This window comes from Pseudomonas sp. XP2, from assembly GCF_053557975.1.
This window is the reverse complement of the sequence record NZ_JBNRIK010000006.1, coordinates 152532-176810: the sequence shown is the minus strand read 5'-3', so window position 1 is coordinate 176810 and position 24279 is coordinate 152532. Positions and strand designations below refer to the sequence as shown.

Below are 24279 nucleotides of genomic sequence, written 5' to 3'. Positions count from 1 at the left end.
TCACATGAGCGTTCTCCCCAAATTCTGGGCGGGGGTCCTGGCCGCATCGCTGGCGATGACGTCGGTACCTGCCGCTTTCGCCAAGACCCCCGCCGACCAGTTGATCGTCGGCATGAGCATGATCAACCTGCTGTCGCTCGACCCGGCCGCCGCCACCGGCCTGGATGTCTCCGAGGTCAATGCCAACCTCTACGACATGCTGCTGGTGCAGGACGTCAAGCAGCCGGACCAACTGGTACCGGCTCTGGCGCAAAGCTGGCAGGTTAGCGACGACCGCAAGACCCTGACCTTCACGCTGCGCCCCGGCGTGACCTTCCAGTCGGGCAACCCGCTGACTGCCGAAGACGTCGCCTGGTCGTTGCAGCGCGTGCTCAAGCTCAATCTGGCCCTGGCCTCGACATGGAAGGCTTACGGCTTCACCGCCGGCAACGCCGCCCAGTACCTGCGCGCCGCCGACGAGCACACCTTTGTCCTCGAGCTGCCGCGGCCAACCGACCCGATGTTGGTGCTCAACACCCTGGCGACCTCGCCCAGTGCCTTCATCCTCGACCGCAAAGTGGTTCAGCAACACCAGAAGGGCGACGACATGGGCGGCGCCTGGCTGACTACACACGCCGCCGGAAGCGGCCCGTTCATCCTCAATGACTGGCGCGCCAACGATGTGATCCTGATGAGCCGCTACGACGGTTACTGGGGTGGCCCGGCCAAGCTCAAGCGCATCGTCATGCGCAACATGACTGAGTCGCAGTCGCTGCGCCTGATGGTCGAGCGCGGTGACCTGGACCTGGCCAAGGGCATGTCCGCACCCGACATCGAAGCCCTGGAGAAGTCCGACAAGGTGCGCACCCAGACCGTGCAGCGCGGGACCCTCTACTACGTTGCCCTGAGCGTCAAGAACAAGCCCTACGATGACGCCCGTGTGCGCCGCGCGGTGCGTTCGCTGATCGACTATCAAGGCATCAACCAGACCGTCATGCCGCACTACGGCCAGCTCAACCAGCGCCCATTGCCGCTCGGCCTGCCGGCACGGCTGGACGATCCGGGCTACACCCTGAACGTCGCCGAGGCGAAAAAACTGCTGACCGAAGCCGGTTACCCGAATGGCTTCAAAACCACCATCCGCGTGCTCACTGAGCCGCCATTCATCAACATCGCCTCCAGCCTGCAGGCGACCCTGGCTCAGGCCGGCATCCAGGCGACCATCGTCACCGGCACCGGCAACCAGATCTACGGCGCCATGCGCGAACGCAGCTTCGACATCCTGGTCGGCCGCGGCGGTGGCGGGGCCGAGCGTCATCCGCATTCGAGCCTGCGGACCCTGGTGTACAACCCGGACAACCGCGACGAAGCCAAGCTGAGCAACTTCCAGGGCTGGCGCACGTCGTTCTACAGCCCCGAGTTGAACGCGCTGATCGAGCAGGCCGAAGTCGAGCCTGACAAGACCAGGCAACTGGCCCAGTACCAGCAGATCCAGAAGACCCTGGATGCGCAGGTCGGGGCGATCCTGCCGGTGTCGCAGATGACCGACACCGTGGTGGTCTACCACGATGTTCAGGATTACCAGACCCACAGTGCGGCCACCACCCGCTACAAAGACGTCTACAAGTCGCGATGAGCGGGAGCGGGGCGTGCGCGCCCCGAACGCCTCGGTGTTGGCTGAACGCATTTTCAGGAGCCTGTTATGTTAGTTTCGACTGCCTCTGTGCTGGGCACGCGCGTGTCTGGCACTGCCCGCCGGGCCAGCACGGTCCTGGTGACCCTGCTCGGTCTGTTGGCGCTGACCTTCTTCATTGGCCGGGTGATGCCGCTGGACCCGGTGCTGGCCGTGGTCGGTCCGGACGCCGACAGCTCTACCTACGACCAGGTGTACCGGGCGATGGGCCTGGACCAGCCGATCTGGGTGCAGTTCGGGCTGTACCTCAACGACCTGCTCCACGGTGATTTCGGCAACGCCCTGCTGACCGGCCACCCGGTGCTGGACGACATAAAGCGGGTGTTCCCGGCGACCATCGAGTTGGCCACCCTGGCGATCCTCTTCGGCATCGTCATCGGCTTGCCACTGGGCGTGGTCGCGGCCAGTAACCAGGGCCGCCTTGGCGACCATGTGGCACGGGTGATCACCCTGTTCGGTTACTCCACGCCGATCTTCTGGGTCGGCATGATGGGGCTGCTGGTGTTCTACGCCTGGCTCGGCTGGGCCGGCGGGGCAGGGCGCATCGACCTCGCCTACGACGGCATGGTGCCGGACATCACCGGCCTGCTGCTGATCGACACGGCCTTGGCCGGCGATTGGGAAGCCTTCACCAGCGCGCTGCGGCACATCGTCCTGCCGGGGCTGATCCTGGGCCTCAACTCGGTCGCCTACATCAGCCGCATGACCCGCAGCTTCATGCTCGAACAGCTGTCCCAGGAATACATCATCACCGCCCGGGTCAAGGGCCTGTCGCGCCGCCAGGTGGTCTGGGGCCATGCGTTTCGCAACATCCTCGTGCAGCTGCTGACGGTGGTCGCTTTGGCCTACGGCTCGCTGCTCGAAGGCGCGGTACTGATCGAAACGGTGTTTGCCTGGCCCGGTTTTGGTCAGTACCTGACCAGCAGCCTGATGCTCGGTGACATGAACGCGGTGATGGGCTGTGTGCTGGTGATCGGGCTGATCTTCGTCGCCCTGAACCTGATCAGCGACGCCCTGTACAAGGTGTTCGACCCAAGGACCCGTTAAGCCCCGCGCGGCCAGCGCGAACACAGTGCATGACTATAAAAACAAGGACAGCCACATGAAAACTGTACTTCCGATCCTGCGCCTGAGCCTGCTGGGTGCGATGCTGGCACTGGGGCCGATGGCCGCCGTGCAGGCCAAGACCCCCGCCGACCAGTTGATCGTCGGCATGAGCATGGTCAACCTGTTTTCCATCGACCCGGCCAACGCCCCGGGCCTGGATGCCTCCGGGGTCAACGCCAACCTGTATGACACGCTGGTCAAGCGCGACCAGGGCAACCCGGAAAAACACCTGCCACAGTTGGCCGAACGCTGGGAGATCAGCGAAGACGGCAAGCAAGTCACCTTCCACCTGCGCAGCGACGTCAAGTTCCATTCCGGCAACCCGCTCACCGCCGAAGACGTGGCCTGGTCGCTGTACCGCGTGATGAAACTCAACTTCGGCCTGGCCACCACCTGGAAGGCCTACGGCTACAGCGTCGACAACATTCAGGGGCTGATCCGCGCCACTGACCCGCACACCCTGGTGGTCGAGCTGCCACAGCCCGCCGACCCGCTGCTGCTGATCGACTCGCTGGCAATCTCGCCCAGCGCGGTCATCGTCGACCGCCAGGAAGCCTTGAAGCACGAGAAGGACGGCGACCTGGGCGCCGCCTGGCTAGTCACCAACGAGGCCGGCAGCGGCCCGTTCACCCTGACCAAGTGGAGCGCCAACGACGCCTTGGTGATGACCCGCTTCGACGGCTACTGGGCGGGCCCTGCAAAAATGAAGCGGGTGCTGGTGCGGCACATGACCGAGTCGCAATCACTCAGGCTGATGCTCGAGCGCGGTGACCTCGACCTGGTCTACGGCATGGCCGCGCCAGACATCAAGGCCATCGAGCGCTCGCCCAAGCTGCAGGTGCAACCGCTGCAGCGCGGCACTATGTACTACGTGGCGATGAGCATGAAGCAGCCCGAATTCGCCAACCAGAAAGTCCGCGAAGCAGTGCGCAACCTGATCGACTACAAAGGCATCGACGAGCAAGTCATGCCGCACTACGGCATGCTCAACCAGCAGCCGATGCAGCTTGGCCTCGACGCCCGCCTGCCGGACCCAGGCTACAAGATGGATGTCGCCAAGGCCAAGGCGTTGCTGGCCGAAGCCGGCTACCCGCAAGGCTTCACCACCACCATCCGGACCTTGTCCGAGCCGCCGTTCATCGACATCGCCGCGCGCATGCAGTCGACGCTCGCCGAAGGCGGGATCAAGGCCAGCATCGTCACCGGCACCGGCAACCAGGTGTATGGCGCGATGCGCGCGCGCAACTTCGAGATGATCGTCGCGCGCGGTGCCGAGCGCTACCCGCACCCGTACTTCAGCCTGCGCACCTTTGTCTACAACCCGGACAACAGCGACAGTGCGGGCCTGCCGAACTTCCAGGGCTGGCGCGCGTCGTTCTTCGATCAACAGCTCAATGCGCTGATCGACCAGGCGGGCGTCGAGCGTGACGCCGCCAAGCGCGTGAGCCTGTACCACCAGGCCCAGCAGCGCTACGACCAGCAGGTCGGGCCGATCATGATGCTCTCGCAGATGACCGACACCGCGGTGAGCGCGGTGGACGTCAAGGGCTTTACCGGCGATGACGCCGAGGCGACCCGTTACCTGGGCGTCTACAAGCAACGCTGAACCTGTCCGGGGGCGCCAGCGGGCGCTCCGGGCGGCCATGATTTCACACCGAGAACATGCCGATGATTGCCAACATGTCTTCTACCCAAGCAAGCGCCAAGCCGCAGGCCGACACCACGCCGGCTTCCAGCCTCGACGCCTTTTACAAAAGCAGCCTGCGGGTGCTGCGCCACCTGTTGCGCAACCCCATGACCCTGGCCGGGCTGCTGGTGGCCGTGCTACTGATCGTGGTCGCCACCTTTGCCCCGTGGATCGCCACCCATGACCCGGTGGTGCAGAACCTCGCCAATGCCCTGCAGGCTCCCGGTGCCGCGCACTGGTTCGGCACCGACGAATACGGCCGCGACATCTTCAGCCGGTTGGTCTACGGCTCACGCATCACCCTCTACATCATTACCCTGGTGACCGTTATCGTCGGACCGATCGGGCTGTTCATCGGCACTGTGTCGGGCTACTACGGCGGCATCGTCGACACGGTGTTCATGCGCATCACCGACATCTTCATCTCGTTCCCCAGCCTGGTCCTGGCACTGGCGTTCATCGCTGCCCTTGGCCCTGGCCTGGAGCATGCCGTGGTCGCTATCGCGCTGACCTCGTGGCCACCGATCGCACGGCTGGCAAGGGCTGAAACCCTGTCGCTGCGCAAGGCCGACTTCGTTGTCGCGGTCGAGCTGCAGGGCGCCTCGTCGACGCGCATCATCCTGCGTCACATTGTGCCGATGTGCCTGTCGTCGGTGATCATCCGCCTGACCATGAACATGGCCGGGATCATCCTCACCGCCGCGGCGCTGGGCTTCCTCGGCCTTGGCGCACAGGCGCCGCTGCCGGAGTGGGGCGCGATGATCTCCACCGGTCGACGCTACATGCTCGAATGTTGGTGGCTGGTGGCGGTACCGGGTGCGGCGATCATGCTGGTGAGCCTGGCGTTCAACCTGCTGGGCGATGGCCTGCGGGACATTCTCGACCCGCGTAGCGAGTAACTGGAGGCTTTATGTCGTCGCTCAAACTCAACGTCGAAGCGCTCAACGTACGCTTCGTCAACGGCAAGAAAGAAATGCACGCGGTGCGCGATGTGTCGTTCACCCTTGGCCGGGAAAAACTGGCCATCGTCGGCGAGTCCGGCTCGGGCAAGTCGACGGTCGGGCGCAGCTTGCTCAAGCTGCACCCCGGCAGCACGCAGATCACCGCCAAGGCCCTGCAGTTCGGCGATGTCGACCTGCTCAGCGCCAGCGAAAAGGCCATGCAGAAGATCCGTGGCCAGCGCATCTCGATGATCATGCAAGACCCCAAGTACTCGCTCAACCCGGTGGTCAAGGTTGGCGACCAGATCGCCGAGGCGTACCTGGCGCACCACAAGGCCAGCCGCAGCGAGGCACGCGAGCGGGTCATGCTGATGCTGGAAAAGGTCCATATCCGCGACCCGAAACGCGTCTACAACCTGTACCCGCATGAAGTCAGCGGCGGCATGGGCCAGCGCATCATGATCGCCATGATGGTCATCACCAACCCGGAGGTGATCATCGCCGACGAGCCGACCTCGGCACTCGACGTGTCGGTGCGCCAGCAGGTGCTCAACGTGCTCGAAGCGCTGGTGGTCGAGCAGCAGATGGGGCTGATCTTCGTCAGCCACGACCTCAACCTGGTGCGCAACTACTGTGACCGGGTGTTGGTGATGTACGCCGGGCGGGTGGTCGAGTCGCTCGCCGCGTGCGACCTGCAATATGCCGAACACCCGTATACCCGTGGCCTGCTGGCGGCCTTGCCGAGCATGGACAACCGCCGCCCGCGCTTGCCGGTGCTGCAACGCGACCCGCTCTGGCTCACCTGCTGAGGTAACTGACATGTCCATGATCCAAGCACAATCACTGAACCTGAGCTTCGGCGTTGGCGCCACACTCAACCAGGTGCTGCACGACGTCGACCTGACCGTCGAGGACGGCGAGTCGTTCGGCCTGGTCGGCGAGTCGGGCTCCGGCAAGACCACCGTGCTGCGCTGCCTGGCCGGCCAGTACCGGCGCTGGAGCGGGGCGCTGAGCATTGCCGGCGGTGCGTTGCAGCACAAGCTGCCCAAGGAGCATTTTCGCAAGGTGCAGATGGTCTTCCAGGACCCCTACGGCTCGTTGCACCCGCGGCACACCATCGACACAGCCTTGCGCGAGCCGCTGACCATTCACGGCATGGCTGATCGCGACGACCGGATCAACGACATCCTGGTCAAGGTCGGCCTCAATGACAGCTTCCGCTACCGCTATCCGCACCAGTTGTCAGGCGGGCAGCGCCAGCGTGTGGCGATTGCCCGCGCGCTGATCCTCGAGCCGCGTGTGTTACTGCTGGATGAGCCGACCTCGGCGCTGGATGTCTCGGTGCAGGCGGAAATCCTCAACCTGCTGGCAGACCTGCGCCAGCGCGAGAAGCTCACCTACCTGATGGTGACCCACGACCTGGGGGTGGTCAGCCACCTGTGCGACAAGGTCGCGGTGATGCAGCAAGGGCGCATCGTCGAGCGCCTCGACAGCCAAGCGTTGAGCCAGGACCTCGCCCGTCATGACTACACCCGCATGCTGGTCCAGGCCAGCCGCGACTTCAGCGCCGAATCGCCGCGCGCCGCCTCAGCCTGAACCCCTCCCAAGCCTTGCGCCTGAGCCTGCGGGGCAGGGCGCACAGGGCTGCCGATCAAGGAATCCACCATGCCTCATTGCATTATCGATTGCCCGGCCAGCTTGGCTGAGCGGGTTGGCGAGCAGACGCTGCTGGCCGCCGTGCACGACGCCATCGATGCCAGCGGGCTGTTCAAGCCCGGCGACATCAAGGCGCGGCTGAACACCTTCAGCCATTACCGCTGCGGCGCCGGGCAGGGTGATTTCGTGCATGTTGCACTGTACCTGTTCGCCGGGCGCAGCGCCGAGCAGCGGCGCAGCCTCGCCTCGGCGGGGGTGGCGGCGCTGGTCGGCCTGCTGCCCGAGGTCGAGGCGCTATCAATGGATGTGAGGGAAATGACCCGGGAGACCTTCGTCAACCGCAGCCAGTACCTCGAGCAAGCCGCGTTGACGGCCTGAGCCACGCGGTTCGGCCGCGCAAGCGTGGCGTTATCAATGGCAAAAACAAGGAAGATAAAAACCATGCCGTATGCACACCCTGCTGTCGCTGCACGCAAACACCCACTGGCGCGTGCACTGCTGAGTGCCCTGGCCATGGGCTGCAGCCTGCCGCTCTTGGCGCTGGACGCGCCCGCCAAACTCCTGGTGCCGACGCTGGCCTACGATGAGCAACAGATCATCCTGGTCTGGGAGAAGCCGGCCGACCACGCCGAGATCGTCGATTACCATGTCTATGCCAATGGCAAGCTGCTCGGTGGCAGCAACGCCAACAATGACCAGGTCTCACCGGCCAAGCCTTACATCGACCACTTCTACCAGCAGGACACGCAGAACTTCCATCACCGCATCGCCATTCACAGCTTCACCGCCCAGGGGCTTGCGCCCGATACCGAGTATCGCTTCACCGTGCGCTCGGTCGATAGCAAAGGCAAGGAGTCTGCTGATAGCCCCGTGGTTGTGCAGCGAACCACGGCCGTACCGGCACTGTTCAATGTGCAGCGCTACGGTGCCAAGGGCGATGGCAAGGCGCTCGACACGGCCGCCATCCAGCGTGCCATCGACGCTTGCAGCAAGGACTGCAAGGTGCTGCTGCCTGCCGGCACGTACAGGAGCGGGGCGCTCTACCTCAAGAGCAACATGACCCTGGAAATCGCCGAGGGCGCTACCCTGCTGGGCTCCGAGCGTGCCGAGGACTACCCGCGCGAAGGCTATATCCAGTACCCGTATTCCACCACCGTGCGCCCGGCCTCGCTGATCAACGCGTTGCCGCGCGACCCGCAAGCGCATCAGGCCTTCGAGAACATCCGCATCGTTGGCAAGGGCACGATCGACGGCAATGGCTGGAAGCGTAACCCGGATGTGCTCGACGAGCGCGGGCGAGCCTTGCCCTTCTACCTGCCCAGCGACAACACCCGCTACATGCACGACGGCGTGCTGGCCAAGGCGCAAGTAGAGCGGGCGGTTGCCGAGGGCATGAATGTCAAGGACGCGTACGGCCAGATGCGCTCGTCGCTGATTACCCTGCGCAATGTGGAAAACGTGTTCTATGGAGGCTTCACGGTGGTCAACCCGGCCTATCACGGCATCATGAACCTGGAAACGCAGAATGTGGTGCTGGCCAACACCACGCACCGTACCTACGACGCCAACAACGGCGACGGTATCGAGTTTGCCAACAGCCGCGGCGCGCTGGTGTTCAACAACTTCTTCGACACCGGTGACGACTGCGTCAACTTCGCCGCTGGCACTGGTGCGGGTGCGGTCCACCAAAAGCCGCAGGAAGATGCCTGGATCTTCAACAACTATTTCCGCAAAGGCCATGGAATGATCGTGGCGGGCAGCCACACCGGCGCCTGGATCCAGAACATCCTGGCCGAAGACAACGTTTCGGACGGCACAGATACCGGCTTGCGCATGAAAAGCACCAACTTCATGGGCGGTGGCGCACGCCACGTGACCTTCCGTGATTCAGCCATTCGCAATACCGCAAAACAGGCCTTCATCTTCACCCTGGATTACAACGACCCGAATGCCAAGCTCGACTACAAGCGCTCGACGGTGGCGGGGCAGTTTCGTGACATCACGGTCAGCGATGTGAGCGTGGAAAACGCCAGCACCGCTGCCATCGAGGTGAAGGGCGATAGCAGCCATGACGCCTGGCATCAGGGGCTGGTGTTCGAGCGTGTACGTTTCAGCGGGCCGGCCCCGGTCAAGATCGATGGCCTGAAAGATTCGCGCTTCGTCGGGCTTCGCTTCACCCACACCGGGGGCGCCAACCCTTGGCAGGTACAGGGCAGCCAAGGGCTGGCCTTCACGGATGTGGAGCCTGCGCCTTAGCTTTCAGGCCTCGCTGTAAAAAGCCTGTAGCCGTTGCGCCTCACGCAGGCGCGTACGGCTGTTGCTCAGGTGCAGGTACATGGCAGCGCGCGCCGCATCAACCTGGCGGCTGGCGATGGCATCGTAGATCTGCTGATGTTCGGCGTTGATACCGGCCAGGTAGGTGCTGCGGTTGCTCTGGCCGGTGTAGGCAGAGTTCATGCGCGTGCGGGGGATCATCTTGGTGCCCAGATGCTTCATGATATCGATCAGGTACTGGTTGCCTGCGGCCTTGGCAATTTTCAGGTGGAACTGGAAATCAGCGTTGGTGGTGCTGCCGGATTTTTCCGGGCCCTGCATCAAGGCTTCAAGTGCTTGATGCAGTTCTTCCAGCGCTTGCGGCGTGGCCCGTTCTGCGGCCATGCCGGCGGCTTGCACTTCAAGGCTCAGGCGGTATTCCAGCAGATCGAGCACATCGGACAGCAGGCTGATGGTTGCCGGCCCCACGTTGAAGCTCTCCGGTGCCGGCATGTCCAGCACGAAGGTGCCGACACCATGGCGAGTCTCGACCAGGCCCGCGGCCTGCATGCGTGATAAAGCCTCGCGTATCACCGAGCGGCTGACACCTTCGGTTGCGATTAGCGTGGCTTCGGTGGGCAGCTTGTCGCCACGCTTGAGTGTGCCTTCGCGCATGCGCTCGGCGAAGCGTTCGACCAGCGCTTCGGCCAGGCGGCGGGGCGGTTGAGAGGGGCTGGCGGTGTGGTCTGGCATTGCTGTGCTCGCGTCTGAACAGCGGCCAGTATAGTGCGTTTTGGCACCAGGCTGCGGGTATACTCCGGGGTCTTCCGCTTATCAAGGGTTCACACAATGGCATCCGCCACCCCGGAAAAACGCCTGAATCTCGCCCAGCAACTGGTGCATGACCTGTCGCAGCAGATTCGCTCGGGTGAATTGCCAGCGGGTAGCAAATTGCCCACTGAAGAAGCTGTGACCAAAGCGCGAGGCGTAAGCCGTACCGTGGTGCGTGAAGCCATTTCTCGGTTGCAGGCCGAAGGCCTGGTCGAAACCCGTCGTGGTATCGGTACCTTCGTTGTAGACGCCATCCCGGCAGGTGACTTCCAGAGTACCAGCCCTGGAATGGGCGATGCTTACAACGAGGTGGCGATCATCGAGCTGCGGCTTTGCCTGGAGGTCGAGGCGGCTGCCATTGCTGCCCAGCGTGCTACCGCAGGGCAACTGGCTGCCATGCGGGCGGCGCTGGATGAGGCTGTTGATACGCAGTCAGCGCCCTGCATGCGAACCGACTTCGAGTTTCACCTGCGCATAGCCCAATGCACGGGCAACAGTTTTTTCATCGACACCATGACCCACCTTGGGCATACCTTGTTGGCGGTGGCGCAGCAGGCCATGCCCGCGTGCGATGCCCAGCAGCGGGCACTGGAGGCGCTGGAGCGCGAGCAAGTGCATGCCGCGGCCACCCGCAAGGATGCCGGTGCTGCCCGTGCTGCCATGCGGCTGCACCTGGTCAACTGCCTGACACGCGCCCAGCGAAGCATCACCCAAGACGAACGGGGTGCCGAGCCGTAGGTGGCAGCACGGTGCACAGCCACACCGTATCCCCGGCCCTGGCCCGTTGCCGTGCCCTGTCGCATGTTCAGCTCCCCCGCGTTTATCGTGTCAGCCCAGCCGAAAAAGCCGCGCAATGGCCCAACGTCTGTGGCAGTGTTGGGTATCTGGCCAGCCCCCTCAGGGATCGACATGCAAACTCGCAAAACCGGTGTTCGCGCCCAACAGGCCGACCGCACCCGGGACAACATTCTCAAGGCTGCGGTGAAGGTCTTCAGCAAGGAAGGCTTCACCGGTGGGCGCATCGAGCAGATCTCCACACTGGCCAAGTCCAACGACCGGATGATCTATTACTACTTCGGCAGCAAGGAAAAGCTGTTCATCAGCGTGCTGGAGCACATCTATGCCAGCTTCAACCAGGCCGAAGCCAAGCTGCGCATCGATCTCGGCGACCCGGAACAGGCCCTGCGTGAGCTGGTGGCGTTCATCTGGGACTACTACGTGCGGCACCCCGAATTCGTCACCATTCTCGCCACCGAAAACCTGCATCAGGGCCAGCACGCGCGCAAGTCGCAGAACCTCAAGGCGCTGTCCGGCGAAGCGGTGGGCGTGCTGCGGCCGATCATTGAAGCAGGCCAGGCCAAGGGCCTGTTCCGCGACGACATCGACATCACCCACGCCTACCTGATGATTGCCTCGCTCTGCTATTTCTATAATTCCAACCGCCATACCCTCAGCTCGTTTCTGGCCGTGGACCTGGCCGACAAACAGGCCAAGGCCGACTGGCTGGTGTTTATCAGCGACCTTGCCCTGCGCGGCCTGCGCCGCTGACGCTCAGTGGCTGCCGGGGTTGGCGCGCACCTGCGCGGCCTTGGCCGCCAGCCCTTGCCAGGCCGGCTTGTCGGCAGCGAAGCGCTGGCGCAGATAAGCTGCCAGGTCGGCGACCTGGCGGTCCGACAGGCTGTCCTTGAAGCCGGGCATGTAGCCCAGGTCACGGGTGGCCGGGGTGGCAATGCCGTGCAGCACCACGCGCAGCAGGTTGTCCGGCAGAGCGCTGTGGACGTTGCTGTTGACCGCCATCGAGGGGCTGACGCCAAACAGCTTCGGCCCCAGCCCATCGCTGTGGCAGGCCATGCACGCGCCTTTGAATACCCGCTCGCCGTTGCTCAGCGACACCTGCGTGTCCACTTGGGGCGCGGCCTTGGTGGCCACTGCCTGCGGCTCGCCGTCGAGTGAGCCGAGGTAGTGGGCAATGGCACGCACGTCACGCTTTGGCAGGGTGGCCAGTTCGCTGACCACCGGGCCCATGGGGCCGGCCGCCACACCGTGCTTTTCGGAGAAGCCGGTGCTCAGGTAGCTGAACAGCTCGTCTTCGCTCCACGGCGTGGATGATTTGCCCAGCGCATTCAGGGCCGGGGCTTCCCAGCCATCGACCATGCCGCCGGCCAGGTAGCTGCTGCCGCCTTTTTCCGCCCCCATCAGGTTGCGCGGCGAGTGGCAGGCTGTGCAGTGGCCCAGGCCGTCGACCAGGTAAGCGCCGCGGTTCCACTGCGCACTGCGCTGCGGGTCGGGCTGGTATTCGCCGCGTTGCAGAAACAGCGCATTCCAGCCGGCCATGAGCGGCCGCTGGTTGAACGGGAAGCGCATCTGGTTGGCGGGTGCTTCCTGGCGTACCGGGGTCTGCGACATCAGGTAGGCATACAGCGCCTGCATGTCGGCATCGTTGATGTTGCGAAACGAGGTGTAGGGAAAGGCCGGGTACAGGTGCCGACCGTCGCGGCTGATACCTTCGCGCATGGCCCGCTCGAAGGCGCCGAACGACCAGCGGCCGATGCCGGTTTGCGGGTCGGGCGTGATGTTGGTGCTGTACAGGGTGCCGAACGGCGTTTCCATCGCCAGCCCACCTGCATTGACGTTGCCACCGTTGACCGTATGGCACACGGCGCAGTCACCGGCCGCGGCCACCTGGCGCCCGCGCTCGAGCATCGCGGCGCTCCAGCTGCCAGCGCCTGGCGGGGTTACCGGGGCGATTTCGGCGCGCCAGGGCAAGGCGGTGGCGAGCACACCCAATGCAGCGCCGAATACCCCGGCCAGCGAGCCGAACCACCACTTTGAACGTTTGGGCGTGGGCTGCGCTGGTGCATCAGGGCCCTGACGTTGGCCATCGAGGGCGGCACGCACCCGTTCTGCCGTGATCGGCAGCTCGCGAAAGCGAATGCCGGTGGCGTCAAAAATGGCGTTGGCGATGGCCGCCGCGCTGGGTACCGAGGCCGACTCGCCACTGCCCATTGGCGGCTCGTGCTGGCGGGGCAGCATCATCACGTCGATGGCCGGCAGTTCGGGGAAGGTCAGGATCGGGTAGCCGCCCCATTCCTTGCTGGCCACGGTCGACTCTTCGAAGCTGACCTGCTCCTTGAGCACCCGGCTGGTGGACTGGATGACGTTGCCGTGGATCTGATGGCGCACGCCTTCAGGGTTGACCATCATCCCGGCATCGTGGCCGATCACCACGCGGGTGACGGCCACTTCACCGGTGCGCCGGTCCACTGCGACATCGGCCACCCATGCCGCCCAGGCCGCGCCAAACCCTGGGAACTTGCTATGGATATAGCGCGCGTAGGCAAAGCCCCTGCCGCGCAGCACGTCACCTTCGGCCTGCGCCTGCATGGGGCGGGTATGCGGCTGCCATTCGGCGCGTTCGGCGGTGGCCTTGACCAGGTCGATGGCGCGCGGGTCGGACAGGTGCCTGAGGCGGTATTCGACCGGGTCGACGCCAGCGGCAAAGGCCAGCTCATCGATGTACGACTCGTGGGCGAAGCTGTTGGGCATGGCCGACACGCCACGCATCCACGAGGCACGTACCAGTGGCGTCATGTCGTTTATGGTGACGCGCATGTGTTCGTAGTCATAAGGCGGGATCGAGGTGCGGTCGCCCATTTCGAACAGGGCCGGCACCGGCTCCACGGCGCCGGTCAGCAGCAGGGCCAGGGTGGGGGCGCCATTGGACGGGTAGCTGGTCTGGAAGTCATAGGCGGCCACGCTGCCATCGGCGTTCAGGCCGCCGTCGATTTCCATCAACTGCGCAGTGCCCTTGGGCTCCCACACGTGCTCCTGCTCGCGGGTCAGCTGCACCCGCACCGGGCGCTGTACCGCCCGCGACAGCAGCACCGCATCGGCGCACACGTCATCGGCGCAGTTGCGACCATAGCAACCGGCGGCCTCCATGCGAATGATCTCGATGCGGGCTTCGTCGCACGCCAGCAGCCAGGCCAGGTCGGCGCGCAGCAGGTGCGGGTTCTGCGTGCCGGACCACACGCGGATCGGCCCGTCGGTGAAATCGGCCAGCGCGCACGACGGGCCGATCGATGCGTGCAACTGGTACGGCCATAGGTAGCTGCGGCTCAGGCGCTGGCTGGCATTGGCGAGGCCACCGTCAACATCGCCCTGGTCCAGCACGGTACGTTGTACGCGCGGGTTGTCGCGGATGGCCTGGGCGACATCGCTGAGGTCGGGCAGTTTGCCTGTGAATGGCTTCCAGCTGATTTTCAGCGCCTGGGCTGCGCGGATCGCTTGCTCTTCGCGCTCGGCCACCACGCCGACAAAGTCGCGGATGACGACCACGGCCACCACGCCGGGCAAATGGGCGATGGACGATTCATCCACCGCCAGCAGGCTGTTGCCGACAAAGTCGCCACTGTCGTGGCCGGCGTAGGGCGGGCGGATCACCCGGCCGTGAAGCATGCCGGGCAGGCGCATGTCATGCACATAGGTCAGCTCGCCGGTGGCCTTGCCGGGGATGTCTACCCGTGCGGTGCTACGCCCGACCAGGCGGTAGTCCTCGATGGCTTTTAGCGGGGCATCGTCGGCAATGGGCAACTGGTGGTTTTCGCCTTGCACCAGTTCGGCAAAGCTCAGGGTGCTGCCGTTGCTGGCAATGACTGCGCCGTTTTCAATGCGCAGCGCTTCGGCCGCGCAGCCAAGCCGTTGCGCGGCCTGTTGCAACAGAAAGCGCCGCGCCGTGGCGGCCGCCTTGCGCAGTGGCACGGCAGAAATCTGCAGGGTGGCGCTGGCAATGGTCGCGCCCTGGTTGGGGGCCCGCTCGGTGTCGCCCAGCACCATGTGCACCTGGTCCATGCGCAGGTCCAGCTCCTCGGCGACGATTTGCGCCAGCGAGGTACGGATGCCAGTGCCCAGGTCGACGTGGCCGTTGAAGGCGTAGACCATGCCGTCGTCGCTGACAGCGATAAACAACGCCAGCTCGCGCGCCTTGACCACAGGGGTAACACCCTTGGCCACGGGGCCCGAGGGAGGGGTGATCTGGTCGACGATCAGCAACACACCCGTCTTGGCCAGCAACTGGTCGCGGCTGGGCACCTGTTGTGAGTGGTTCATGCTTTCCTCCGGGGGTCGGCGGCGCGGCGCACGGCGCGCAGGATTTCGACGTGGGTGCCGCAGCGGCACAGGTTGCCGGACAGTTCGTTGCGAATCTGTTCGTCGCTGGGGGCGGGAATGCGGTCGAGCAGGGCCTTGGCGGTCATGATCATGCCGTTCATGCAGTAGCCACACTGGGCGGCCTGTTCGTCGATAAACGCCTGTTGCACCGGGTGTGGGGCGGCCTTGCTGCCCAGCCCTTCGAGGGTGGTGATATCGCGGCCCGCAGCACCGGCCAGGGGGATGACGCACGAGCGCGCGGCCACGCCGTCGATGATCACCGTGCACGCCCCGCATTCACCCAGGCCGCAGCCATATTTGGGCCCATTCAGGCACAGGTCGTTGCGCAGGATCAGCAGCAGCGGGGTGTCGGGCATGGCGCTGACTTCGACAGGCTGGCCGTTGATCCGCAGGGAGATGGTTGTTTGCATTGTTGGCTCATCTCTGGAGGTTGCTTGCGCTACCAAAGGACTCACATGGCGCGAGATTTTCGGTAAGTACTCACTACATGAAATGAGTGAGCAAGAAGCAGGCCAGAGAGGAATTTGCAGAGCGCTGTGATGGGGGGTATGGCGGAAGATCATCGGCGCCTGGGAAATCGAGCGCCGCGCGGGTGGCGCTCGATTTCGAAGGCTGCGTATCTGTGACGGCAAGCGCGGCAGTTACAACCAATTTCAGCCCAGGTTCTCGTCGCTGTCGATCATCTTGCGCAGCAGGTACAAAATGGCCACGCGTTCGCCGGCATTCAGGCTGCCCATGCTCAATTCGCTGATCTGCCGGGCGCAGGGGATCATTGCGTCGAGCAAGGCCGCGCCGCTGTCGGTGAGTTCGACAATGACCTTGCGCCGGTCGCCCGGGTCTGGCGACAGCTGCACCAGTTCGCGGGTTTTCAGGCGCTCGACGATGCCGCGGATGGTGGCCTGGTCCACTGCGGTGGCCTTGATCAGTTCGGCCTGGGAGCTGGGGCCGTGGTCACGCAGGGCGCACAGGGTGACGAACTGGATCGAGGTAAGCTGCGGGTCGCAGGCCTGCTGCTGGAAGATCGCCGTGTGCCGTTGGTAGGCCTTGCGGAGCAAATGGCCGACCTGTTCGGTGACGTCATAGGGGGTGGTGTCGAGCGGGGCGCTGCTGGGTGTGGTTTTCTTTGGCATAGGATGGCTTGGGCTGGTGGAAAGGTGCTGGCCGGCCGCCAATAGCGGAGCGCCCGGCCAGTATAACCACTATCGTGCCCGCGACTCCTCTGGTGCGACCACGTCGCCGGCCAGCACCACGGCCTTGTCATCCAGATAGATATCGCAGTTGCGCAGCGGGATATCCAGGTGGCATGGGGTCTTGCGCTTGCCGCCGACCTCGGTATTGGGGCCGGTGGAGAACAGGAAGTTGCCGTAGAACGCACGGGCGTCCATGCACATGCCGTCGTTGCGGTCGTGCAGGCCCATGGCCGTCCACTGCGCGCGCGGCTGCAGGCCCCAGCCGATGTGTGAGATGCCGTATACCTCGGGGTCGTTGAAGTACCTCATGTATTCGCGCAGGTATTCGGCCTCGAAGCCGCCGTGGATACCGGTGATAAAGCCTTTTTCGATCTCCAGGGTGATGCGCTCGCGGCAGTAGTTCTTGAATGGCAGGATGATGTCGCCCACGTCCAGCACCAGCGTGCCCTCGGCGCTGTCCTCGTTGGGCCAGGTGAACAGGAAGCCGCTGGGCCAGTGATCCCAGCGCCCCGGTTCGTCAGCATAGCCGTACTCGGTCACGGCCGGGTACTGGCCGAGCGGGGCGTGAAAGTCGCTGCCAGCCTTGGACCGCACATGCATGCTACGGGCCTGCTTTAGCAGGGTTTCGGCGGCCAGCACCCGGTGTTTGTCGGCTTCGGTTGGCAGCATGCGTGCCAGCACCTCGGGTGGCTCTACGGCCAGCAGGATGCGCGTGCCAGTCTTGAGGATCTGCTCCTGCTCGGGCGAGTGCAGCAGCATCATGGTGTCGACGACCAGGTCGGCCGCTTCCAGCGCCCGCTGCGCCGCCAGGTTGCCGGTCAGCGCGGTATCGCCACAGTAGGCCGTCATGTCGTTGCCCATGGCGGTGGGGTGGTTGAACGCTGGCAACTCTACGGCATACACCTTGGCCTTCAAGCGCTGGGCGGCTTCCATGGCGGCGTTGACCGTGCGCGGGTCTGAGTAGTGGCTCTTGAGCACGGCCACGCTCTGCGTTTCATCCACACGAGACAGCTTCAGTACGTGCTCGAACATCTGGGTCAGTTGTGCATTGCTCACCGGCATCGGGGTTCTCCTGGGTGACGTTGACAGGGGTGCACCATGGCAGTGCCAGGTGCGTCATCTCGGTGCAAAACAACAGTGTGTACACCCTACTTTTGCAGATGTAAGCGCATCCGGTCAGCAAGCGCAAGTTATCTGTCACAACGTTACCTATCCACACAGTGCTCAATATTTCCGGTAACAAGGCGCCGAATGTACTTTCGCCTGGCTGCTTTAAAAATATTTTCACAGGCCTCTTTCCAAAAGTGATTTGTAGCGTATACGCTCTAAATCGTCAGGCGGTCGAACCGCTGGCCACACATCAGAACAAGAGGAGACATACCCATGCGGGGTAGGCAGAAAATCGCAATCGTCGGTGCAGGTCTGGGTGGGGCAGCCGCCGCCACGTTGCTGCAGCAGGCCGGGTTCGATGTCGAAGTGTTCGAGCAGGCGCCGGCGTTCACCCGCCTTGGGGCAGGCATTCATATCGGCCCTAATGTGATGAAGATCTTCCGCCGCATGGGGCTGGAGCAGAAGCTGGAGCTGATGGGCTCACACCCGGACTTCTGGTTCAGCCGCGATGGCAACAGCGGTGATTACCTGGCGCGTATCCCGCTGGGCGAGTTTGCCCGGCGCGAGTACGGCGCTGCCTATATCACCATCCACCGTGGCGACCTGCATGCCCTGCAGATCGAGGCAATCAAGCCGGGCACCGTGCACTTCGGCAAGCGCCTGGAAACGATTGTCGACGAAGGCGACCAGGTACGCCTGACCTTTGCTGACGGTACCCACACCGTGGCCGACATCGTCATTGGGGCCGACGGCATTCACTCGAAGATCCGTGAAGAGCTGCTGGGGGCTGAAGCGCCGATCTACAGCGGCTGGGTGGCGCACCGGGCGCTGATCCGTGGCGTGAACCTGGCGCAACATGCCGATGTGTTCGAGCCTTGCGTCAAATGGTGGTCCGAGGACCGCCACATGATGGTCTATTACACCACCGGCAAACGCGACGAGTACTACTTCGTCACCGGTGTGCCACATGAGGCGTGGGACTTCCAGGGTGCGTTCGTCGACAGCAGCCAGGAAGAAATGCGCGCGGCCTTCGAAGGCTACCACCCAACCGTGCAGAAGCTGATCGACGCTACCGAGTCGATTACCAAGTGGCCGCTGCGCAACCGCAACCCGTTGCCGTTGTGGAGCCGTGGCCGCCTGGTGTTGCTGGGCGATGCCTGCCACCCGATGAAGCCACACATGGCCCAGGGGGCGTGCATGGCCATCGAGGACGCGGCCATGCTGACCCGTTGCCTGCAAGAGACCGGGCTGTCCGACCACCGCACGGCGTTTGCGCTTTATGAGGCCAACCGCAAGGAGCGGGCATCGCAGGTGCAGGCGGTGTCGAACGCCAACACCTTCCTCTACAGCCAGGAAGACCCGGCCTGGGTCTACGGTTACGACCTGTACGGGCAGGCGCTGAAAAGCGGGGAGGCAGCATGAGCACCTTCGTCGCTGGCGGTAACGTCAGCGCCAATGGCATCCGCCAGCACTACCTGCGCTATGGCGGCAAGGGCCACGCGTTGATCCTGGTGCCGGGCATCACCAGCCCGGCGATTACCTGGGGCTTCGTCGCCCAGCGCCTTGGGTTGTACTTCGACACCTACGTGCTGGATGTGCGCGGGCGCGGCTTGTCTTCAAGCGGCCCCGAACTGGACTACGGCACCGACGCCTGTGCTGCGGACATTCCGGCTTTTGCCGCAGCGCTGGGCCTGGACAGTTACCACCTGGTCGGGCACTCGATGGGCGCGCGCTTTGCCATTCGCGCGGCGGCCCAGGGAGCACCGGGGCTGCAGCGGCTGGTGCTGGTAGACCCGCCAGTGTCCGGGCCGGGCCGGCGTGCCTACCCGAGCAAGCTGCCGTGGTATGTGGATTCGATCCGCCAGGCCACTGTGGGCATGAACGGCGACGACATGCGCGCCTTCTGCGCTACCTGGAGCGACGAGCAGCTGGCGCTGCGCGCCGAATGGCTGCACACCTGTTACGAGCCAGCGATCGTGCGGGCCTTCGATGATTTCCACGACGTGGATATCCACCAGTACTTGCCCGCAGTGCGCCAGCCGGCATTGCTGATGGTGGCCGGGCGGGGCGGGGTGATCGAGCCCCGTGACATCGCCGAAATTCGCGAGCTCAAGCCGGATATCCAGGTCGCGCGCGTGGACAACGCCGGCCACATGATCCCTTGGGATGACCTGGACGGTTTCTTTGCCGCCTTTGGCGACTTCCTCGACCAACCCCTCGTCTGACGGAGCACGAGACATGACCAAGCTATACCGCATCGGCCAGATCGTGCCGAGCTCGAACACCACGATGGAAACCGAAATCCCGGCGATGCTCAATGCCCGCCAGGCGATCCGCCCCGAGCGCTTCACCTTCCATTCCAGCCGCATGCGCATGAAGCAGGTGAAGAAGGAAGAGCTGGCCGCCATGGACGCCGAGTCCGACCGCTGCGCCGTGGAGCTGTCCGACGCCAAGGTCGATGTGCTGGGCTACGCGTGCCTGGTGGCGATCATGGCCATGGGCCTGGGCTATCACCGCCAATCGGAAAAGCGCTTGCGGCAGGCTACCGCCGACAATGACGCACTGGCACCGGTGATCACCAGCGCCGGGGCGCTGGTGGAGGCCTTGCATGTGATGAAGGCCAAGCGCATTGCCATCGTCGCGCCGTACATGAAGCCGTTGACCGAGCTGGTGGTGAACTATATCCGCGAGGAAGGCTTCGAGGTGCAGGACTGGCGCGCGCTGGAAATCCCTGACAACCTCGCCGTGGCCCGCCACGACCCGGCCAACCTGCCAGGCATCGTCGCCGGCATGAACCTTGAGGGCGTCGATGTGGTGGTGCTCTCGGCCTGCGTGCAGATGCAATCGCTGCCGGCCGTGGCCAAGGTTGAGGCGCAAACCGGCAAGCCGGTGGTGACCGCTGCCATCGCCACCACCTACGCCATGCTCAAGGCGCTGGACCTGGAGCCGGTCGTGCCGGGCGCCGGTGCCCTGCTGTCGGGCGCCTACTGAAATTGGGGACGGACATGAGCGACGCACAAAGCGCACGTGACAACTACCAGGGCGTGTGGGGCCAGCGCATCGGCTTTGGCCGCAAGCCGGCCCTGCTGATGATCGACTTCATGCAGGGCTACACCACCCCCGGCGCACCGCTGTACGCCCCGGGCGTGGTTGCGGCGGTCGAGCAGGCCGCCGGCCTGCTGGCGCTGGCCCGCGACTGCGGTACCCTGGTGGTGCATACCAACATCCGCTACCAGCCGCCGCATTTTGCTGACGGCGGCGTGTGGGTGCGCAAGGCGCCGGTGATGAAGGACATGGTCGAAGGCAACCCGCTGGCGGCTTTCTGCGAGGCCGTTGCGCCACAGGCAGGGGAGGTGGTGCTGAGCAAGCAGTACGCCAGTGCCTTCTTCGCCACCAGCCTGGCCCCGCTGCTGCATGCTCAAGGCGTGGATACCGTGGTGCTGGCCGGCTGCTCGACCAGCGGCTGCATCCGCGCAAGTGCGGTGGATGCCATGCAGCACGGGTTTCGAACCATCGTGGTGCGCGAGTGCGTCGGTGATCGCCACAACGACCCGCATGAAGCCAACCTGTTCGACATCGACAGCAAGTACGGCGATGTCGTCACCCGGCAGGACGCCATGCAGCAACTCAGGCACCTGGCCGGCTGAGTGCCGGGCAGCCCTTACCCATAACAATCAAGGAACGGTGCGGGAAGCCCGTCCATGACCGCCTGCTGTCCGGGCGGTCGCCCCGCAGGAGCACTCGGGGTCTTCAGGCGCTGCCCAGGCACGCCGCGTATAGTGCGCGGGGTGCCCGGCGCGTCGAACACTGCTGGCCTTAAAACAACCACAAAGTCGCCCGCCAGGAGACAGGAAATGCCAATTGCGAATGCAACCACGGTCCACAGTGACATCGACCATGGCACGAAAGCGCTGTACAGCAAGATCACCTGGAGGCTCATCCCCTTCCTGTGCTTCTGCTACCTCGCAGCTTATCTGGACCGCATCAATGTCGGCTTCGCCAAGCTGCAGATGCTCGAAGACCTGCAGTTCAGCACAGCGGCCTATGGCCTGGGTGCCGGGCTGTTCTTCGTCGGCTATATCATTTTCGAAGTGCCGAGCAACCTGATCCTGCAGCGCGTTGGCGCCAAGCTGTGGATCGCCCGCATCATGATCACCTGGGGCCTGCTGTCGGCCTGCACCATGTTCGTCAGCACCACCACGCAGTTCTACATCCTGCGTTTCCTGCTCGGCGCGGCCGAGGCCGGCTTCCTGCCGGGCGTGCTGTTCTACCTGACCATGTGGTACCCCACCTACCGGCGCGGGCGCATCATTGCCCTGTTCATGATCGGGCTGCCCTTGTCGAGCGTGATCGGCGGGCCGATTTCTGGCTGGATCATGGGCAATTTCGACCAGGTGCATGGCCTGCACGGCTGGCAGTGGCTGTTTTTGCTGGAGGCGATCCCCAGCGTGCTGCTGGGCATCCTCACATTCTGGGCATTGCCCAACCACTTCCAGCAGGCCAAGTGGCTGTCGGCTGAAGACAAGGCCCAACTGGCGGCAGACCTGGCCGCCGACGATGCCGAGGGCAAGGACAGCAAGCACAGCTTCCGTGACGGCTTTTTCAACCTGAAGGTATGGATGCTGGGGGGCATCGACTTTTCGATTTTGCTCAGTGCCTACGCCATGGGGTTCTGGATGCCGACCTTCATCCGCGATGCGGGCGTCAGCGACACCTTCCACATCGGCTTGCTCACGGCCATTCCGAGCCTGGCCGCCCTGGCCGGCATGCTGATGATCGGGGCCAGCTCCGACCGCCACCGTGAGCGCCGTTGGCACATCATCGTGCCGTTCATCATTGGTGCAATTGCCATGGCCAGCAGCACCTTGTTCAGCCAGAACCTGGTGATGACCGTGGTGCTGTTCGCCATTGCCTCGGCAGCGATCATCGGCGCGGTGCCGGTGTTCTTCAGCCTGCCGGCCACCTTCCTTAAAGGTACTGCAGCCGCCACCGGCTTTGCCCTGGCCTGTTCGGTCGCCAACATCGCGGGCCTGGTGAGCAACTCACTGATGGGCGTGGTCACCGACCTTACCGGGACCTCGCACGCTGCCCTGTGGGTATTTGCCGGGTGCCTGATCCTCAGCTGCTTCCTGGTCATCGCCTTGCCGGCGAAGCTGGTCAACCGCTAGCGGCCCAGCGTTTCAAGCAACGGCAGGGCAGGCGGGCCGGGTGCCCGCCTGCCGCCCCCCCTCTCGCTGCAACCCCACGTGGGTGGCCATACATGGCCGCCGCGCCGGGTTGCTGTTGCCCGAATCCAGGAGTAGCCCCATGCAAGGTTTCACTGCACCGCGTTTTTCTTCGTCTGCGCGTCTGGCCGGCGGTTGTATTGCCGCCGCATTGTGTGCGGAGGCCTCGGCAGAAGAGGCCGGTTTTATCGAAGGTGCTCGCGCCACGCTGCAGGCGCGCAATTACTTCTTCAGCCGCGACTATGCCGATATCAAGGGTGCCAGCACCCAGTCGCGTACTCAGGAATGGGCGCAGGGTTTCATCCTCAATGCCAGTTCCGGTTATACCCAGGGCACCGTTGGCATCGGTGTGGATGTTATCGGCCTGCTCGGTTTCAAGCTCGACAGCAGCCCGGCGCATGCCAGGTCCGGGTTGCTGCCCAGCCTGGACAGCGGCAAGTCGGCGGACGAATACAGCCGGCTTGGGGCGGCGATCAAGTTCAAGGTGTCGCAAACCGAGCTGAAGGTGGGCGAGTTGATGCCCAACCTGCCTGTGCTGCTGTTCAGCGACTTGCGTCTGCTGCCGCCCACCTACCAGGGCGCGATGCTGGAGTCGCGCGAGTTTGCCGGGTTGACACTGAGTGCCGGCCAGTTCCGCTCCACCAGCCTGCGCGACTCCTCCAACAGCCAGAAGATGTACGCGCTGGTCAACGACCCGATCAACCCGGCGCGGCTGGCGCGTTTTACCAGTGATCGCTTCAACTACGTTGGCGCCGACTATGCCTTCAACGATAACCGCACCAGCGTTGGCCTGTGGCAGGCGCAGTTGGAGGATGTCTACCAGCAGCGGTTTTATAGCTTCAAGCACGCCGAGCCGGTCGGGGACTGGACGCTGGGGGTGAACGCCGGCTACTTCGATGCCCGCGAGGACGGGCGCAAGATCGCCGGCGATTATGACAACCATGCGTTGTTCAGCCTGTTCTCGGCCAAGACCGGCGGGCATACCTTTTACGCGGGCTACCAGCAGATCGGCGGCGAGGACGGTTTTATCCAGGTGGGAGCCAACACCAACCCGATGGGTAATACGCTGCCGACTTATGAGTTTTCCGCGCCGGGCGAACGCTCGTGGCAGGTGCGGCATGATTACAACTTTGTCGCCTTGGGGCTTCCGGGCCTGACGTCGACCCTGCGTTATGTGAAGGGGCGGGATGTAGACACCGGGCTGGGCTATGAAGGGCGTGACCGCGAGCGCGATCTGGACTTGGCCTACGTGGTACAGAGTGGGCCGCTGGCCGGCCTTGGGGTACGGGTGCGCAACGTGATGGCGCGCTCCAATTACCGGACCGACATCGACGAGAACCGGTTGATCCTCAGTTACACAGTCAAACTGTTCTGAAGTGATTGCCCGAGCTGCGCGCTTTTGCAGGAGCCGCGTTGTATCGCGACAGGGCTGCTCCTG

General features: G+C 64.1%; 21 protein-coding genes. 16 read left to right on the top strand and 5 right to left on the bottom strand.

Features of this window, described 5'->3' with window-relative positions; all coding sequences use genetic code 11:
- The first annotated feature begins 4 nt into the window (after positions 1–4).
- The 8 genes from ACK1VC_RS09820 (at position 5) to ACK1VC_RS09785 (ending at position 9319) form a co-directional block, all read left to right on the top strand.
- Positions 5–1615: an ABC transporter substrate-binding protein gene (locus tag ACK1VC_RS09820; RefSeq protein WP_019472022.1), complete on the top strand. Its 1611-nt coding sequence runs from the start codon at positions 5–7 to the stop codon at positions 1613–1615.
- 66 nt (positions 1616–1681) lie between these two features.
- Positions 1682–2719 carry an ABC transporter permease gene (locus tag ACK1VC_RS09815; RefSeq protein WP_023047279.1) on the top strand — a complete coding sequence of 346 codons (1038 nt, stop codon included), beginning with the start codon at positions 1682–1684 and terminating at the stop codon, positions 2717–2719.
- Positions 2720–2774: 55 nt separating this feature from the next.
- Positions 2775–4385, top strand: coding sequence for an ABC transporter substrate-binding protein (locus tag ACK1VC_RS09810; protein ID WP_016487990.1), 1611 nt, complete (start codon positions 2775–2777; stop codon positions 4383–4385).
- A 62-nt stretch (positions 4386–4447) separates the two neighbouring features.
- Positions 4448–5365, top strand: a complete 918-nt coding sequence (locus ACK1VC_RS09805; protein WP_023047280.1) for an ABC transporter permease — start codon at positions 4448–4450, stop codon at positions 5363–5365.
- A gap of 11 nt (positions 5366–5376) precedes the next feature.
- Positions 5377–6216 carry an ABC transporter ATP-binding protein gene (locus ACK1VC_RS09800; protein WP_031311759.1) on the top strand — a complete coding sequence of 280 codons (840 nt, stop codon included), beginning with the start codon at positions 5377–5379 and terminating at the stop codon, positions 6214–6216.
- 10 nt (positions 6217–6226) lie between these two features.
- Positions 6227–7003 carry an ABC transporter ATP-binding protein gene (locus ACK1VC_RS09795; RefSeq protein WP_191086761.1) on the top strand — a complete coding sequence of 259 codons (777 nt, stop codon included), beginning with the start codon at positions 6227–6229 and terminating at the stop codon, positions 7001–7003.
- A 69-nt stretch (positions 7004–7072) separates the two neighbouring features.
- Positions 7073–7441, top strand: coding sequence for a 5-carboxymethyl-2-hydroxymuconate Delta-isomerase (locus ACK1VC_RS09790; RefSeq protein ID WP_070086361.1), 369 nt, complete (start codon positions 7073–7075; stop codon positions 7439–7441).
- Between the two features lie 63 nt (positions 7442–7504).
- Positions 7505–9319 (top strand): glycosyl hydrolase family 28 protein, encoded by a 1815-nt coding sequence (locus ACK1VC_RS09785; RefSeq protein WP_095115595.1) that lies wholly within the window; start codon positions 7505–7507, stop codon positions 9317–9319.
- 3 nt (positions 9320–9322) lie between these two features.
- Here the strand turns inward: ACK1VC_RS09785 and ACK1VC_RS09780 are convergent, their stop codons facing one another.
- A complete protein-coding gene (locus ACK1VC_RS09780) occupies positions 9323–10069 on the bottom strand; it encodes a FadR/GntR family transcriptional regulator (protein ID WP_016487986.1) in 747 nt (248 codons plus the stop codon).
- Between the two features lie 96 nt (positions 10070–10165).
- Here ACK1VC_RS09780 and ACK1VC_RS09775 point away from each other — a divergent pair, with 96 nt between their 5' ends.
- Positions 10166–10885: a FadR/GntR family transcriptional regulator gene (locus ACK1VC_RS09775; protein WP_191086760.1), complete on the top strand. Its 720-nt coding sequence runs from the start codon at positions 10166–10168 to the stop codon at positions 10883–10885.
- 171 nt (positions 10886–11056) lie between these two features.
- A complete protein-coding gene (locus tag ACK1VC_RS09770; RefSeq protein ID WP_016487984.1) occupies positions 11057–11695 on the top strand; it encodes a TetR family transcriptional regulator in 639 nt (212 codons plus the stop codon).
- 3 nt (positions 11696–11698) lie between these two features.
- Here ACK1VC_RS09770 and ACK1VC_RS09765 read toward each other — a convergent pair whose 3' ends face one another.
- The 4 genes from ACK1VC_RS09765 to ACK1VC_RS09750 all read right to left on the bottom strand — a co-directional run bounded on the left by ACK1VC_RS09765 (position 11699) and on the right by ACK1VC_RS09750 (position 17568).
- A complete protein-coding gene (locus ACK1VC_RS09765) occupies positions 11699–15256 on the bottom strand; it encodes a molybdopterin cofactor-binding domain-containing protein (RefSeq protein ID WP_191086759.1) in 3558 nt (1185 codons plus the stop codon).
- Positions 15253–15726, bottom strand: coding sequence for a (2Fe-2S)-binding protein (locus ACK1VC_RS09760; RefSeq protein ID WP_023048615.1), 474 nt, complete (start codon positions 15724–15726; stop codon positions 15253–15255). Before ACK1VC_RS09760 ends, ACK1VC_RS09765 begins: the two co-directional genes overlap by 4 nt.
- Before the next feature lie 243 nt (positions 15727–15969).
- Positions 15970–16446, bottom strand: coding sequence for a MarR family winged helix-turn-helix transcriptional regulator (locus ACK1VC_RS09755; protein WP_016487981.1), 477 nt, complete (start codon positions 16444–16446; stop codon positions 15970–15972).
- 69 nt (positions 16447–16515) lie between these two features.
- Positions 16516–17568, bottom strand: coding sequence for a 2,5-dihydroxypyridine 5,6-dioxygenase (locus tag ACK1VC_RS09750; protein WP_016487980.1), 1053 nt, complete (start codon positions 17566–17568; stop codon positions 16516–16518).
- A gap of 321 nt (positions 17569–17889) precedes the next feature.
- Between ACK1VC_RS09750 and nicC the strand changes: the two genes are divergently transcribed.
- The 6 genes from nicC to ACK1VC_RS09720 all read left to right on the top strand — a co-directional run bounded on the left by nicC (position 17890) and on the right by ACK1VC_RS09720 (position 24216).
- Positions 17890–19038, top strand: a complete 1149-nt coding sequence (gene nicC / locus ACK1VC_RS09745) for a 6-hydroxynicotinate 3-monooxygenase (protein ID WP_016487979.1) — start codon at positions 17890–17892, stop codon at positions 19036–19038.
- Positions 19035–19841: an N-formylmaleamate deformylase gene (nicD, locus tag ACK1VC_RS09740; protein WP_060517150.1), complete on the top strand. Its 807-nt coding sequence runs from the start codon at positions 19035–19037 to the stop codon at positions 19839–19841. Before nicC ends, nicD begins: the two co-directional genes overlap by 4 nt.
- 13 nt (positions 19842–19854) lie before the next feature.
- The gene (locus ACK1VC_RS09735) at positions 19855–20607 is read left to right on the top strand and encodes a maleate cis-trans isomerase family protein (RefSeq protein WP_016487977.1); all 753 of its coding nucleotides are present in this window, start codon (positions 19855–19857) and stop codon (positions 20605–20607) included.
- A gap of 14 nt (positions 20608–20621) precedes the next feature.
- Positions 20622–21263 (top strand): N-carbamoylsarcosine amidohydrolase, encoded by a 642-nt coding sequence (locus tag ACK1VC_RS09730; protein ID WP_016487976.1) that lies wholly within the window; start codon positions 20622–20624, stop codon positions 21261–21263.
- A gap of 207 nt (positions 21264–21470) precedes the next feature.
- Positions 21471–22784, top strand: a complete 1314-nt coding sequence (locus tag ACK1VC_RS09725) for an MFS transporter (RefSeq protein ID WP_016487975.1) — start codon at positions 21471–21473, stop codon at positions 22782–22784.
- Positions 22785–22923: 139 nt separating this feature from the next.
- Positions 22924–24216, top strand: a complete 1293-nt coding sequence (locus ACK1VC_RS09720) for an OprD family porin (RefSeq protein WP_016487974.1) — start codon at positions 22924–22926, stop codon at positions 24214–24216.
- Positions 24217–24279: the final 63 nt, after the last annotated feature.